Origin of the sequence: Arthrobacter sp. 9AX, assembly GCF_902506095.1 — a bacterium.
Taxonomy (GTDB): domain Bacteria; phylum Actinomycetota; class Actinomycetes; order Actinomycetales; family Micrococcaceae; genus Arthrobacter.
The window spans coordinates 1,159,169-1,172,963 of the sequence record NZ_LR733293.1 but is presented as its reverse complement, the minus strand read 5'-3'; the positions used below and the strand labels follow the sequence as shown (position 1 = coordinate 1,172,963).

General features: G+C 66.4%; 14 protein-coding genes. 5 read left to right on the top strand and 9 right to left on the bottom strand.

Annotation, left to right across the window (positions count from 1 at the left end):
- Positions 1-477: 477 nt before the first annotated feature.
- Entirely contained in the window at positions 478-1,359 is an 882-nt protein-coding gene (locus BACI348_RS05420) for an alpha/beta hydrolase (RefSeq protein ID WP_236557441.1), read from the bottom strand.
- A 188-nt stretch (positions 1,360-1,547) separates the two neighbouring features.
- Here BACI348_RS05420 and BACI348_RS05415 point away from each other — a divergent pair, with 188 nt between their 5' ends.
- Positions 1,548-2,873 (top strand): amidohydrolase family protein, encoded by a 1,326-nt coding sequence (locus tag BACI348_RS05415; protein ID WP_159824293.1) that lies wholly within the window; start codon positions 1,548-1,550, stop codon positions 2,871-2,873.
- 1 nt (position 2,874) lies between these two features.
- Here BACI348_RS05415 and BACI348_RS05410 read toward each other — a convergent pair whose 3' ends face one another.
- Entirely contained in the window at positions 2,875-3,372 is a 498-nt protein-coding gene (locus BACI348_RS05410; protein ID WP_159824292.1) for a GNAT family N-acetyltransferase, read from the bottom strand.
- A gap of 172 nt (positions 3,373-3,544) precedes the next feature.
- On the opposite strand from BACI348_RS05410, the gene BACI348_RS05405 reads away from it, so the two are divergent.
- A complete protein-coding gene (locus tag BACI348_RS05405; protein WP_159824291.1) occupies positions 3,545-4,000 on the top strand; it encodes a MarR family winged helix-turn-helix transcriptional regulator in 456 nt (151 codons plus the stop codon).
- The gene (locus tag BACI348_RS05400; RefSeq protein ID WP_159824290.1) at positions 3,997-5,256 is read left to right on the top strand and encodes an MFS transporter; all 1,260 of its coding nucleotides are present in this window, start codon (positions 3,997-3,999) and stop codon (positions 5,254-5,256) included. Before BACI348_RS05405 ends, BACI348_RS05400 begins: the two co-directional genes overlap by 4 nt.
- A gap of 64 nt (positions 5,257-5,320) precedes the next feature.
- Here the strand turns inward: BACI348_RS05400 and BACI348_RS05395 are convergent, their stop codons facing one another.
- Entirely contained in the window at positions 5,321-5,788 is a 468-nt protein-coding gene (locus BACI348_RS05395; protein ID WP_159824289.1) for an SRPBCC family protein, read from the bottom strand.
- 91 nt (positions 5,789-5,879) lie between these two features.
- The gene (locus tag BACI348_RS05390; protein WP_159824288.1) at positions 5,880-6,830 is read right to left on the bottom strand and encodes a 2-hydroxyacid dehydrogenase; all 951 of its coding nucleotides are present in this window, start codon (positions 6,828-6,830) and stop codon (positions 5,880-5,882) included.
- A 112-nt stretch (positions 6,831-6,942) separates the two neighbouring features.
- On the opposite strand from BACI348_RS05390, the gene BACI348_RS05385 reads away from it, so the two are divergent.
- The gene (locus BACI348_RS05385; protein WP_159824287.1) at positions 6,943-8,169 is read left to right on the top strand and encodes a mechanosensitive ion channel family protein; all 1,227 of its coding nucleotides are present in this window, start codon (positions 6,943-6,945) and stop codon (positions 8,167-8,169) included.
- A gap of 25 nt (positions 8,170-8,194) precedes the next feature.
- Positions 8,195-8,947: an ArsR/SmtB family transcription factor gene (locus tag BACI348_RS05380; RefSeq protein ID WP_159824286.1), complete on the top strand. Its 753-nt coding sequence runs from the start codon at positions 8,195-8,197 to the stop codon at positions 8,945-8,947.
- Positions 8,948-9,117: 170 nt separating this feature from the next.
- On the opposite strand, the gene BACI348_RS05375 is transcribed toward BACI348_RS05380, so the two are convergent.
- From BACI348_RS05375 to fdhA, 5 genes are all read right to left on the bottom strand, one after another.
- Entirely contained in the window at positions 9,118-9,324 is a 207-nt protein-coding gene (locus BACI348_RS05375; RefSeq protein ID WP_159824285.1) for a hypothetical protein, read from the bottom strand.
- Between the two features lie 35 nt (positions 9,325-9,359).
- Complete coding sequence (locus tag BACI348_RS05370) at positions 9,360-10,721, bottom strand: MFS transporter (RefSeq protein WP_159824284.1); 1,362 nt, start codon at positions 10,719-10,721, stop codon at positions 9,360-9,362.
- A 47-nt stretch (positions 10,722-10,768) separates the two neighbouring features.
- Positions 10,769-11,650 carry a serine hydrolase gene (locus BACI348_RS05365; protein WP_236557440.1) on the bottom strand — a complete coding sequence of 294 codons (882 nt, stop codon included), beginning with the start codon at positions 11,648-11,650 and terminating at the stop codon, positions 10,769-10,771.
- Positions 11,651-11,870: 220 nt separating this feature from the next.
- On the bottom strand, positions 11,871-12,221 hold the full coding sequence (locus BACI348_RS05360) for a GNAT family N-acetyltransferase (RefSeq protein ID WP_159824282.1): 351 nt from the start codon (positions 12,219-12,221) through the stop codon (positions 11,871-11,873).
- A gap of 117 nt (positions 12,222-12,338) precedes the next feature.
- Positions 12,339-13,556 (bottom strand): formaldehyde dehydrogenase, glutathione-independent, encoded by a 1,218-nt coding sequence (gene fdhA / locus BACI348_RS05355; protein ID WP_159824281.1) that lies wholly within the window; start codon positions 13,554-13,556, stop codon positions 12,339-12,341.
- Positions 13,557-13,795 lie beyond the last annotated feature (239 nt).

Genomic DNA, 13,795 nt, shown 5'->3' with positions numbered 1-13,795 from the left:
CGCGTACGCCGCGGCAGCCCGGGCCTTCAACCCCGCGAACCCGGCCTCCGCCTCACGCGCCACCGCAAGAATATCCAGGCACCCATCCCCCAGCCCCGCCAACGGATCAACCTCCGAAAACGGCACCGCACCACGCTCAACCACCTCGGCATGAAGCACGGCAAGAGCAGCCCTGATATCACTCCTCGCCTTCACCACCGCCGCTTTCCCCATAAAACAATCATCGCGAGGGGGTCTGACAAAACAGGGCCCGTAACCCGGTCCCCTCAGAAACTCGTTTGAACTTTTTTTCAGGATCGACTCCTCAACTCAGCAGTCCGCCAGCAATGGTGCTGTTCAGGGTCGCATCCGCTCCGTCTCACGGGGTGGACCCCGGCGAAAAGCCGAAAAGGGAGCGTTCAAAGGTCTGCACCAAGAGCGTCCACCAGGAGCCTCCTTAGACGTCGGCCCGCGCTCCTAAGCCCGCACCCACCCAACCTAACCCCGCACCCACCCAACCTTCCGGAGCCACGTAGCCAGAATGGGCAGAACCACGGAACTGTGCATCGCACCGAGGTGGTCCAGCCCGGGAAGGACCTGCACGTCCCAGCCGGCGGCGGTCAGCGCATCGCGGTGCCTGGCCAGCAGCCCGCCGATGCTCACCCTGACGCCGCCCCACTGTTCGCTGTAGTCGATCTCGTCGTTGGCCCCGGCAAACGCAAGACGCAACAGGCCGGGCGGCACGGAAGCACCGACGTCGTCGAAATCCTGCAACGCCTCATACAGCGTGACGAACTGGCGGGTCTGCGCCTCGGTGGTTTGCACGGCCACCGAGTCCCAGTCGCCGGGCTCGGCCTCTGAGAGAGGAATGGCTGACGGGTCAGCCGGCTGGGTGGACGCAGCGTGCGCAGCACGGGTGACCGCCAACATACTGGAGTACGGCCCGTCCCACGGCGAGAACCCACCCATCGCGAGCGCCCGGAGGCGGCCGGTCCGAACCGCCAGCTGGAGGCCCGCCAGCCCCAGCCAGGAGTAGCCGTAATAGCCAAAAGGATCCGCCCCGCAGGCATCGGCGATGGCAAGAAGGTCAGCGGCAAGGTTGTCCGGGGTCAGGGTGTCCGCGGCAGGATGGGCCATTCGGTGCCCCTCGTAGTCCGCCACGATCAACCGGTTTGTACCGGAAAGCCCAGCCACCAGCGCCGGTCCGAGCGCGGGGTCCCCGCCCCATTTCCGCATTGTCTCTGTCTGGTCCGGCGGATACGGTTCAAGCCGGACGGGCAGCAGCAGCGCAGGCCCGTCGCCACGGATTGCGACGGGAATGATCGAGCCGTCGTGGAGGACAGCCTCACCCATCGCGATTCCCTTCGGTGGACGTTGCATCAGTTTCAGGATGACACCGCAGCTCCTGCGCTGTCCCGTCTTTCCTTTGGCTGGGTCCCGGAAGGGCCATTCAATACTTGCCGGTAGCCGCGTAGCATCGTCGGAGCCCGCGCCCTGTTCGGGCGATCCCACCGCGAGGCGAACCCGCGACCAGCGCTTCCACCACAAGGAGACAACGATGTGCCTTCATGACCACACCTCTGCCCCCACACCCCCCGGCCAAACTTCCCCGCCGCGGGATCCTCGCCGGCGCCGCGGCCATCGCCGGAATCTCAGTCGCCACCATCGCCGCCCAACTGGGCAGTGCCCCCGCGGCCCACGCCGTCGGCAAGCCCTCCGGCCCCAACGCCCAGGGCCGCCCCCTCACCACCCCGCCGTTGATCATCGAAGGCGGCACCATCGTTGATCCCGAAACCGGCGACGCCGTCGAGGACGGTGTGCTGGTGCTCGACGGCGGAAGAGTCAGCGCCGCCGGAACGCGCGACCAAACGCGGAAGGCGGTGGCCGCCGTCGCCGGCCGTTCACAGGTCCTGAACGCCTCCGGCCGCTGGGTGGTCCCTGGCTTGGTGGACGTGCACGTCCACGCGAACGCACTGGCCGACGCCCGCGCCATCCTGCAGGGCGGCGCCACCAGCGTGCGGAGCGGCTCGAGCAGCTTCTACCAGGATGTGGCGCTTGCGGCCCTGCCCGAATGGGCCCCTGGTGTCTCCCCGCGCATGACTCCCGCCGGGCTGTTCATCTCCCCGGACCTCGGCGACTCACTCCTGGCCGATCCCGATCTTGCGCCGCTCGCCACCCTGTCCGGCGGCGTCAAGGAAACCTCGGACCTGGCCTACCTCACACGCGTGAACCTGCAGCACGGCGCCAAGGTCATCAAAACCCGCGCCAACCCCCGCGCCGGGCTGCCCGGGCAGGACCCGCGCGAACTGGTCTACAACCAGGAGCAGCTGTCCGCCGTGGTCAAAGCTGCCAACGGGGCGGGTGTCCTGTGTCACGCGTACAGCGCAGAAGGCATCGACGGCGCCGTCCGCGCCGGCGTGCGCAGCATCGAACACGGCGTCTTCGTGACCGAAAGCACCATCGCCGAGATGGCCCGCCGCGGCACGTACTTCACGCCCACCATGGACGCCATTACCAGCATGGCCACGTCCTCCGACCCCGTCCTCGCCGCCCGCGGCAAGGAGTACACGCCCATCCTGCAGGCCGCTGTGCGTGCAGCAAAGGACGCCGGCGTGACCATCGTTGCCGGCACCGACTCCTTCGGGACCGACGTCACGCCCATCGGCACCGAGGCGCGCCTGCTCGCCGAGGCCGGGCTCACCCCGCTTGAGGCACTGCAGTCCGCCACCGTACATGCGGCACGCCTGCTCGGACAGGACGACGTCGGGCGGCTGGTCCGCGGATCACTGTCCGATGTGGTGGTGGTCGACGCCGATCCGCTGGCTGACGTTTCTGCCCTGGAGCGGGTGCGTGTTGTAGTGGCGCAGGGCGCGGTGATCCGGAACGGGCTGTAAACTACGGCGCAGGCCGCACCATCCGCAGTTCCGGCAGGGACTCCCACTCCGGCGGAAGCAGGCCCCGTTGGCCGTCCGGGCGGAACCCATGCCTGCGGTAGAAAGCCTGCGCCCTCAGGTTGTTCTCCAGCACCCACAGGTACGCCGGCGACTCCCCGATCGCGGCACCCATCAAGGCCGCCCCCAGGCCGATGCCCTGCGCACGGCTCAATAGGTAGATCGAATACAACTCCAGCGGAAAGGGACCATCAGCGTCCCGGCCTGGACCGGCGTCGGCAAATCCCACCACCTCATTGTTGGCATCCACGGCAAGGATGCGGGGATCTTCCACGTCCAGGTGATTACGACGGCGCGCCACCCGTTCCGGCACCGCGTCGCGGCGGGCGGCGAAAAAGGCCGTGGACAGCAGGTGGCGATAGCACTCCTCGTGCGCCAGCGTGTGCATCAGCACCACGGCTTCGGCATCCTCAGGAGTGGCCTGGCGGAGTACGTAGTCCATGCCCCAGCGTAACCAACAGGCACGTTCCCAGCCCGTGATTGGACCTCGGAAGAATGGTCGTGACCAACGTCAAGTGCGGAGACCTTGCCCTCGTGCCACGGCGGCAGCATACTTATTAGCAGGACTAATTAGCATTGCTAAGCATTTTCAGGAGGCGCATCACCCAGTGACCATGACCGACACAGAAAACGGCAACACCACAGAATCCATCACCCCCGACACCCTTGCCATTGAGCTCCGCACCGCCGTGATGCGCACATCCCGCAGGCTGCGCGTCGAAGCCACCGGCGAGGTCATCACGCCCGGGCAATACACGGTCCTGGCCCAACTGAACGGCAGCGGTCCCACCACCCTCCGCGAACTGGCCGAGCGGGAGCACGTACAGGCCCCCTCAATGACCCGCATCGTCAACGCCCTGGCTGACCAGGGCTTTGTGTCCCGGGCCGCGAATCCCGACGACGGCCGGCAAGTCCGCGTCGACATCACCGACGCCGGCAAGGCAGTCCTGGAGGAAGCCCGCAACCAGCGAACCGCCTGGCTCGCCCAGCGGGTGGCCGGACTCAGCGAAGCGGACCGCCTGATCCTGAGCCAGGCCGCGCACATCATGCAGGAGATGAGCGGAAAATGAGCGCCATGTTCCGGGCCCTGGAAAACCGCAACTACCGCATCTGGGCCGGCGGCGCCATCGTGTCCAACATCGGCACCTGGATGCAGCGGGTGGCGCAGGACTGGCTGGTGCTGACGGTCCTCACCAACCACTCCGGAGCTGCCTTGGGCATCACCACCGGCCTGCAGTTCCTGCCCATGCTGCTGCTGGGCCCCTACGGCGGAGTCCTCGCGGACCGGTACCGCAAGCGGGTCATCCTGCTGTGGACGCAGGTTGCCATGGGCCTGACCGGACTGGTGCTTGGGCTCCTGGTGGTGACGGGAACCGCCCAACTCTGGCACGCCTACCTGGCAGCGCTGTGCCTTGGCATCGCCGGTGCCGTTGACGCTCCATCGCGCCAGGCGTTCGTTTCGGAACTGGTGGGGCAGGACAAGATTTCCAACGCGGTGGCACTGAACTCTGCATCCTTCAACACCGCACGGCTCACCGGGCCAGCCATCGCCGGCGTGCTGATCGCCTGGGTGGGCACCGGGCCCGTCTTCCTGCTCAACGCCGCCAGCTTTGCCGCCGTCATCATTTCGCTGTTCCGGATCCGCACCACGGAACTCGCCCCAGCCCTCCAGGCATCCCGCGGAAAACACCAGGTGGCGGAGGGCGTGCGCTACGTCCGCCAGCGGCCGGATCTGGTGCTGATCATGTTTATGGTGGGCATTCTGGGCGCCTTCGGCATGAACTTCCCCATCACGAATGCGCTGATGACCACCACCGAATTCGGGGTGGGACCGGGCGAATTCGGGCTCCTGGGCTCCATCATGGCAGTGGGCACACTGGCCGGAGCGCTGCTTGCGGCGCGCAGGGCAGGGCCGCGGCTGCGGTACCTCCTCGCCGGGGCCCTGGGCCTCGGTGCGTTCACGCTCCTGGCCAGCGTGGCGCCGTCGTTCTGGCTCTATGCAGCGGTGCTCATACCGGTGGGGCTGGCGTCCATCACGTTCCTGAACAGCTGCAACACCAGCATTCAGCTCTCCGTGGAGCCCCAGTTCCGCGGCCGGGTGCTGGCCCTGTACCTGGCGATCCTCCAAGGCGGAACGGCGGTGGGTGCGCCGCTCATGGGGTGGATCGGCTCGGAGTTCGGCGCGCGCTGGTCAGTTGCGGCCGGCGGTGCCGTGGTACTGGTGACGGCCCTGTTCGCCATCATCGTGGTGAGCCGCCGCAGCAGCCTGAGCTTCCGCGACAACCTCCGGATCGTCTTCCGCCGGAGGCGCGAACCGGCGGTCTAAAACGGGCGGTCTATCAGGCCCCGCAGGCCAGCCGGCAGGGTGCTAGCCCGGCCGCCCGCGTGACTTAGTTCTTCTTGGCGGCCACTGCGTCGGACAGTGACTTCAGTCCGCGCTCGAAGTCGGACCCCACCAGCTTGTCCATGTTCATAAAGGGCGCGAAGAGCTTGGCAGCGCCTTTGTTTTCCCCGGTCATTACCCAGTGGACTTCAGTACCGCCCGGTGCGGGGATGAACGTGAAAGTGGTGGGATTCAGGGCCTTGAAGGGCTTGGTGAACTGCAGGCGGACGTGGATCCGGCTGGACGGCACCGACTCGACGATCTCCATGGTTCCGCTGCCGGCTTTGCGGTTGCCACTCCACTCGTAGCCTGCGCCAACCCCGGATTCACTGCCGAAGTAGCGCCGGCTCATGCCCGGGTCAACCGTCTCCCACGGGGACCACTTGGTCCACTCGTGAAAGCTGTTGACCAGCGGAAAGATGTCTTCGGCGGGGGCAGGGATGACCGCGCTGCGGCGGACTTCATAGGTTGACATGGCCCTAAGCATATGAGCGGGGGCCATGTCTGGGTAGCTTCACGCCAGGTGAGCCCCAACGCGGGGTCACCCTTGGCCCCAAAAGGGGCGTCTATGGGGCGGAAGTGACCCCGCGCTGCGGGCCAAGCACCACATTCACCGGCTCCCCGCCAGCCTGCAGCAGCCCGATCTGCTGCTTAATGAGCCGGACCATGCGCGGGAACATCGCCGAGCTCGCCCCGCCCACGTGCGGGGTGATCAGCACGCCGGGCGTGGTCCAGAGCGGATGATCGGCCGGCAGCGGTTCGGGGTCCGTCACGTCCAGGGCGGCGCGGAGCCTTCCCGACGACGCCTCCGCCAGCAGCGCGTCGGTGTCCACCACGGGCCCGCGGGCAACATTTACCAGCAGCGCGCCGTCCGGCATCGCAGCCAGGAACTTCGCATCCACCAGGTGCCGGGTCTGCTCGCTGAGCGGCACACTCACCACCACAATTTCGTGCAGCGGCAGCTGTTCAAACAGCGAGTCGATCCCGTAGATTTTCCCGCCGGCATCCTCGCGCTCACGGCTGGCCATCCGGGTCACCTCGGCTTCGAACGGCAGCAGCCGGGCCTCGATGGCCTTGCCCACTCCCCCGTAACCCACCAGCAGCACACGCCGGTCCGCCAGGCTGGGCCGCTGGCTGTTGTCCCACGTCCCGGCGGCCTGGTTCCGTGCGAAGTCGGCCAGGCCTCGCTGGCCGGAGATCATCATGCCCAGGGCGAGTTCCGCCGTCGAGGTTTCATGGACTCCCGCCGCGTTGGCGAAAACGCAACCGTCGGGCAGGACGTCCGCCACGCCGTCGTACCCGATGGACTGGCTCTGCACCAGCCCCACGTCCACACCTTCCAGCCCGGCGAGCGCGCCCGGCTTGCCCATATACGGCGGCACCAGCAGGTCAATGCGGCCTTCCGGGGCGGGTCCGCTGAGGTCCCAGAGGTGGAGTTCGACGCCGGCTGTCGCTTTCAGAGCGTCCAGCAGTTTCGCGTCGGGCAGGGCTATCCGCAGTTGCCGGGAGGAAGTCATAGAGGCGATTTTAGTCTCCGCCAGGCACCACGCCCGGGACCGCGCCGATTTCGATCCTCCGGTCCCGGTTGGTAGTGGTTAATGAATGCAAGACCTATTACTGAATCCCGCCATGCCTTTTGTCGCCGTCACGCTGGCAGTGGCCGCAGGACTTTTCCTGTCCTGGCTGCTGCGCAAGATCGTGCTGAGGCTCAACCGCGGGCGCCCGGAGCTGCAGGCCACATCCCGGGTGGCGCGCCGGCCCCTGCAGCTGGCCATATGCCTCATCGGCGTCCGCACCGCACTGGGACTGACGGCCGCGGGCGACAGCTGGCTGCCCGGCGTCGACCACTTGCTGCTGATAGCCCTCATCGGTTCCCTGGCCTGGCTGGGAGTGGCCGTCCTGCTGATCATCGAAGCGGTGGTGCTGGGCCGATACAGCGTTGACGTCGCGGACAACCGGCGTGCCCGGCGGCTCCGGACCCAGATGATCCTGGCCCGGCGGATCGGCGTTGCCCTGGTGGTGGTGCTTGCCGTCGGCTCGGTGATGCTGACCTTCCCGGCCATCCAGGCCCTCGGCGCCGGGCTGCTGGCCTCTGCCGGCGTCATCTCGATTGTGGCGGGCCTCGCCGCCCAGACGTCGCTGGTCAATGTCTTCGCCGGCATGCAGTTGGCCTTCACGGACGCAATCCGGGTGGACGACGTGGTGGTGGTCCAGAAGGAATGGGGCCGCATCGAGGAGATCACCCTGACCTACGTGGTGGTCCACATTTGGGATGACCGCCGACTCATCCTCCCCTCCACATACTTCACCACCACGCCCTTCGAGAACTGGACCCGCCGGCAGTCTGAGGTGATGGGCACCGTGGAGTTCGACCTCGATTGGCGTGCCCCAGTGGAGGACATGCGGGCCGAACTCCGCAGCGTCCTTGCCGGTACGGACCTGTGGGACGAGCGCGTGGGCGTCCTGCAGATCACCGACGCCACCGGAGGGTTCGTCCGCGTCCGAATCCTGGTCAGCGCCGCGGACAGCGCCGCCCTCTTCGACCTGCGCTGCCTGATCCGCGAGGCCATGGTCACCTTCCTCCAGCAGGGCCATCCGGAGGCACTCCCCCAGCAACGCTGGACTGAGGCCGCCGCCGACGCCGGCACCTCCTCCCGCCGCCAGCAACCCTTGCGCAGCCTGGGCAGCCCGGGCCCGGACAGCGTGCGCGGTACGCCGGACCCGCAGGAGTCGCAGCTGTTTACCGGTTCCATCGAGGCGGTGCAACGATCCCGGGCCTTTACCGGACCGGGCGATGAAGTGTTCCAGGAACGCGACGAGAGCCTGGCCTCCAGGAACCGACCTCTTGATAGGTGACCAAATGGTCACCTATCATTGGTTCATGGATGCCGTGTTTAAGGCACTCGCAGACGCCACCCGCCGGGACCTGCTCGACGAACTCTTCCGCAAGGACGGCCAGACCCTCAGGGCCCTTGAGGGCCGCTTCGACATGACCCGCTTCGGGGTCGCCAAGCACCTCAGGATCCTGGAGGAGGCCGGACTCGTGGTGGCCCGCCGTCGGGGGCGTGAAAAGCTGCACTTCCTGAACCCGGTGCCCATCCGGCTCGTCCACGACCGCTGGGTGAGCAAATACGCAGAACCATGGGCCGCTGGCCTCAGCGACCTCAAATCCAGATTGGAAAGTCCCATGGAAAAAATCTTCGAGATCTACATCAAGACCACGCCGGAACGGCTCTGGGAAGCCATCACGGACAGCGGGATCCGCAGCAAGTACCAGTTCGGGAACACCATCGAGTCCGACTGGCGGCCTGGCGGACGGTTCGAAATGGGCAACCCCAAGGCGGGGGAACTTCTGGGCGAAGGGGAAAACCTGGAGGTGGACCCGCCCCGGCGGCTCGTCCAGACCATGCGCGCTCTCTGGGGCGAGGACGTGAAAGCGGAGGGAACCTCGAAGATCACGTGGGACATCGAACCCGTGGGCGATTCCTGCCGCCTCACCGTGACCCACAGCGACCTCCGTGAAGGCGCCAACGAGCAGCTCTACGGCGGCTGGCCAATGATCCTCTCCGGCCTGAAGACCTGGCTGGAGACCGGAGAGAAACTCACCACGCCCGGGTCGTTGATGTACACCTGAGCCCGGTACTGCGTCACTGTGAACGGGCGACGGCGGGAGGCGGCTGAGTGCCCGCCGGCCTCGTAGTCTTCAGTGCCTTTCCGCTGGAAGAGGACGGCTGGCTGCAGCCGGACAACGCAGCCTGGATCCGGCGGGACTGACAGCAGCCCGGGACGGTACGCGCACAAGCCTCAGGTCCGGCGCGTGCCGTCCCATCTGCGTCCGCGGAGCTTGCTCGTGGCCACCAGCGAGCCGCCGATGAACAGCACACCCAGCACCACGGTGGCCACGCCAACGTAGAACCATGCTCCGCGGCCGAAGATCATCATCGCCGCGCCCAGGATGCACAGGCCCTTGGCGGTGATATCCAAATACAGCTGCGCCTTTGGAGATGCCATGTCTCCAGCCTAAACCCGGCCTTCGGGGAGCGCGGCTAGTCCGTCCGCTGCTTCCAAAGCAGGAACACCCCGAAGGTCACCACGCAGAGCACCAGCATGGCCACCACCATCCGGGCCCAGTTGTCCTGGTGCACGCCGTCGGCCGCGAACACACCGATCATCACAGTCGCGGTGATGGCGCCCACGTACCGGCAGGTCTGGTAGATGCCAGCCGCGACGCCCCGCTCCTGCGGCCGGGTGGAGACAAACATGCCCTGGTTGGTGGCGATGCTGACCGTTCCGTACGGGACGCCCATCAATGCTGTCAGGACCACCACCAGCGGGATCAGCAGTGTGCCGGTGAGCAGCCACATGAGCGCGGCCACCGCCGTCAGGAGGATGACGCCGGCCAGCAGCACCCGCCGCACGCCGAACCTTCCGATCGCCTTCACCGCCCAGGGCGTGGCTACCACGGACATCGCTGCGAGCGGCAGCATCAGCAGGCCGACGACCCCGGGATCGTACCCGCCGGCCTCCTGCAGCAGCTGGGGCAGACCGAAGAAGACGAAGTAGTAGACGCTGCTGAACACCGCGAAGCCCAGGTACACCAGCATCAGCGGACGGTTCCGGCCCAGCAGCCGCAGGTCCAGGAACGGCCGGTTGAAGCGGAACTCGCGCCAGGCGAACAGCGCAGCGATGAAGGTACCGGCGGCCAGCATCCACCAGCGGTACCCTGGAGCCACGTTCAGTGCTGCCATCATCACCAGCAGCAGGGCCGAGACGAAGGCGAGGATGCCCGGAATATCCGAATCCCTGACGAGTTCGGCCACGCTGCCGTTTTCACGTGCCTCGTCCTTCGGGGCGGCCTGCCGCACGATCAGCAGCGCGGCCACAGCGAGCGGCACGTTGATCAGGAACAGCGCTTCCCAGCCCACCAGGCCCACCAGCAGTCCGCCGACCACTGGCCCCACGGCGGCGGCGGAGGTGTTCGCCATTTGCAGCCTGCCCAGCGGCCGCGCCGAATCCACGTTGGCCCGGTGGGCTATGGCGCCCACCATCACCACAGCGCTGGGGTAGGCGGTGGCGGTGCCAAGCGCCATAAATGCCCGCGCCACACAAAGCAGCGCGAAGTTGGGTGCCAGCGGCGCCAGGGCGCAGGTAACGGCCACCAGGGCCATGCCGAGCATAAACATCCGGCGCGGCCCGAACCTGTCGGCCAGCCGACCCATCACCGGCTGGCCCGCTGCCGAGGCGAGGTAAAAGGAGGTGACCACCCAGGTGACGGCGGCAACGTCGAGCCCGAAGTCGGCGCGGAGCACCACCAGGGCCACTGCGATCATCGAAGAGTTGAGGGGGTTCAGTGCCGTGCCCAGGCTGAGGCCGGCGACGGCCAGGGCAGTCCGGGGATTGTTGCTCACGGAAACAGTCTTACCCACCGGCCGGGGGGTTAGCGACTTTGCTGACCCTAGGGGGTGCTGTTCCCGGCCTGCACGGACGGGAACAGGGCCTTTTCGACGACGGCGGTGAGCTCCCGGATGGCATCGGCCTGCCCGGCGCCTTCGGTGCCGTCGGCGTTCTCCGTGTAGATGACCAAGACAAAGGTGGAACCGCGGTAGGCCAGGACGGCTGCATCGTGGAGTTCGCCGTCGAGCTCTCCGTATTTGTGGAACACCTCGAACCCGGACTGGGAGCCTGCGGGAATGAGTTCCTCGTTGTTGGTGTCCTGCATGTAGCTGAGCAGCTGGGCCGTGTTGTCCTGGTTCAGCAGGTCTCCGGCATAGAGCTGCTTCAGGACCAGTGCCATCTCAGCCGGGGTGAGCAGGTTCTCCTCGGGATCGTAGTCGACGCCGATCGAGGCCGCGTACTCGGTCAGCTGCGGGTAGCCCACGGCGTCCATCAGCAGCAGCCAGGAATCATTGTTGCTCTCGTTCACCATGGCTTCGAGCTGGAACGCGGCGTCGTAGTCCCCCAGCGGATCGTCCAGGGTCGCCTCCCCGGTTTCGACAAGGTGGTAGTAGGCCGCGGCCGTGATGATCTTCGCAGTACTGGCGGCGGTGAAGGCTTCCTGGTCCCCGAAGGCGAGCGCGGCGTCCCCCGAGACGTCTGCCATGGCCAGCCCGATCCTGTAGTCCGGGTTGTCGTCGAGGACGGACTGGATGCTGCCTTGGAGGGAATCCGGGGCCACAGCGACGGGGGCCTCGGGGGCAGCTGCCGGTTCCGCGCCGTTGCGCGGCCCTGACCGCACCACTGCCAGCACAACGATGGCAATGACGACCAGCACCACGGCGGTGAACAGCAGCGCAAGCCTCTTCCGGGCATGCCGGGTCGCGGGAACATCCTGCCGCATCCCAGGCATCCTTTGGTCCACCGGCATAGGGGCTCCTGTCCCAACTCAACTATCTGATCAGCATCCTGCGGGCCCCAGTGCACGCGATGCGATGTTGATTAGATCATCAAAGTTTGGGAGCTGCCTGTGTGGCGCCGGCGCGCCCCGGGAAGGACCATTGACTGCGGATCCGTACCCGCTAAAGGTCATGGCACCGTAATACCCGGAGGTGCCATGACCGTTAGCGGGTGCGGGCTGTCAGCGCGGAGTCCAGGAACTCCAGGTGGGCCGGGGTAACGCGAACGGTGCTGCCGGCGTACTCGGGATGTTTGGTGAGGAACTTCTTGATGAAGGGGCACACCGGAACAATGCCCATGCCGGCGCTGACGGTTTCGTCCAAGGCCGCGGTGGCGAGCTGGCCTGCCAGGCCCTGGCCACCATATTCCTCATTGACCACCGTGTGGTAGAAAACCCACTGCGGTGCGCCGCCGCCGTCGTAGTCCTTGTACGCTGCCTTGCCGATCACATTGCCGGCGTCGAGGATTTCAAAGCGCTCGCGGCCGGCGTTGTGGCGGACGGTGATGTCACTCAAGGGGTACTCCTTTGATGCGGCGGTGCTGTTGACCCTGCAAAGCCTAACCCGGCCCGGGCGGCCCTTATTTCCGCACCTTGTTCCTCGGAGAATTACCGTCCGCCGTTCACCCCCTTCTTAGTTCAGGTACCCGTTCGGATTGAGGACATACTTGGTGGCCGCACCGGCATCAAATTCCGCGTAACCCTTGGGTGCTTCCTCGAGCGGGATGGGTTTGGCGTTGACGTTCTTGGCGATGCTCACCCGATCGTTCAGGATGGCCATCATGAGTTGCCGGTTGTATTTCATCACCGGGCACTGGCCCGTGGTGAAGCTCAGGGACTTGGCCCATCCGGTGCCCAGGCTGAGGCTCAGCGCGCCCTTCTTGGCCGCCTCGTCAATCCCGCCTGGGTCACCGGTGACGTAGAGGCCTGGGATGCCCAGGGCGCCGCCGGCCGCCGTGATGTCCATCAGTGTGTTCAGCACAGTGGCGGGAGCCTCCTCTGCGTTCTTTCCATGGCCTTGTCCGCGGGCCTCGAAGCCCACAGCGTCTATGCCGCACTCCACTTCCGGGACGCCCAGGATCTGTTCAATCTGCTCGGCCGGGCCGCCTTTGGTGAGGTCCACGGTTTCGCAGCCGAAGCTGCGTGCCTGCGCCAGCCTGTCCTCGTTCAGGTCCCCAACAATCACGACGGCGGCACCCAGCAAATGCGCGCTGGTCGCCGCTGCGAGGCCCACGGGGCCGGCACCGGCCACGTATACGGTGGACCCGACGCCCACTCCGGCAGTGACCGCCCCGTGGAACCCGGTGGGGAAAATGTCCGAGAGCATGGCCAGGTCCAGGATCTTCTCCATGGCCTGGTCCTTGTCCGGGAACTTCAGGAGGTTCCAGTCGGCGTACGGCACCAGCACATAGTTTGCCTGGCCTCCCACCCAGCCGCCCATGTCCACGTACCCGTAGGCGCTGCCGGGCCGGTCCGGGTTCACGTTCAGGCAGATGCCGGTCTTGCGTTCCTTGCAGTTGCAGCACCGGCCGCAGGCGATGTTGAACGGCACCGAACAGAGATCGCCGACTTTAATGAACTCGACGTCGCGGCCCACCTCCACCACTTCGCCCGTGATCTCGTGGCCCAGCACCAGGTTGGGCGGTGCGGTGGTGCGGCCGCGGACCATGTGCTGGTCCGAGCCGCAGATGTTGGTGGCCACGGTTTTGAGGATCACGCCGTGGTGGACCGGACGTCCCACGTTGGCCGGATTGACGCCCGGTCCGTCCTTGAGTTCGAAGGTGGGGTAGTCGATGTCGATTACTTCAACCTTGCCTGGTTCTTTGTAGGCAACGGCTTTGTTCCCTGTCATCTATCTCTCCTGTAGTCAGGCCTGCCCGGTAGGGCGGCCGTGATTTTGGGTAGGTGATGTACCCTCGCGGGCAGGGTCCCGCGTCGGTCTCACGGCATCTTTCTGGTGCCGGATGATCGGTGCCGGTGGTCCTGGGCTGGGGGTCCGCCCAGTCTAGGCAGGGGGTGGAGGACAGTTCCAGAGCCGGAAGCGACGGGGCGCTACCCCATTTTGGATTTAGGGGTTTTAGGGACCCCATG

Excerpts from the sequence above, each read along its gene's own strand:
- BACI348_RS05420 (WP_236557441.1), bottom strand. The coding sequence starts at position 1,359 with ATGCAACGTCCACCGAAGGGAATCGCGATGGGTGAGGCTGTCCTCCAC.
- BACI348_RS05415 (WP_159824293.1), top strand. The coding sequence starts at position 1,548 with ATGACCACACCTCTGCCCCCACACCCCCCGGCCAAACTTCCCCGCCGC.
- BACI348_RS05410 (WP_159824292.1), bottom strand. The coding sequence starts at position 3,372 with ATGGACTACGTACTCCGCCAGGCCACTCCTGAGGATGCCGAAGCCGTG.
- BACI348_RS05405 (WP_159824291.1), top strand. The coding sequence starts at position 3,545 with ATGACCGACACAGAAAACGGCAACACCACAGAATCCATCACCCCCGAC.
- BACI348_RS05400 (WP_159824290.1), top strand. The coding sequence starts at position 3,997 with ATGAGCGCCATGTTCCGGGCCCTGGAAAACCGCAACTACCGCATCTGG.
- BACI348_RS05395 (WP_159824289.1), bottom strand. The coding sequence starts at position 5,788 with ATGTCAACCTATGAAGTCCGCCGCAGCGCGGTCATCCCTGCCCCCGCC.
- BACI348_RS05390 (WP_159824288.1), bottom strand. The coding sequence starts at position 6,830 with ATGACTTCCTCCCGGCAACTGCGGATAGCCCTGCCCGACGCGAAACTG.
- BACI348_RS05385 (WP_159824287.1), top strand. The coding sequence starts at position 6,943 with ATGCCTTTTGTCGCCGTCACGCTGGCAGTGGCCGCAGGACTTTTCCTG.
- BACI348_RS05380 (WP_159824286.1), top strand. The coding sequence starts at position 8,195 with ATGGATGCCGTGTTTAAGGCACTCGCAGACGCCACCCGCCGGGACCTG.
- BACI348_RS05375 (WP_159824285.1), bottom strand. The coding sequence starts at position 9,324 with ATGGCATCTCCAAAGGCGCAGCTGTATTTGGATATCACCGCCAAGGGC.
- BACI348_RS05365 (WP_236557440.1), bottom strand. The coding sequence starts at position 11,650 with ATGCGGCAGGATGTTCCCGCGACCCGGCATGCCCGGAAGAGGCTTGCG.
- fdhA (WP_159824281.1), bottom strand. The coding sequence starts at position 13,556 with ATGACAGGGAACAAAGCCGTTGCCTACAAAGAACCAGGCAAGGTTGAA.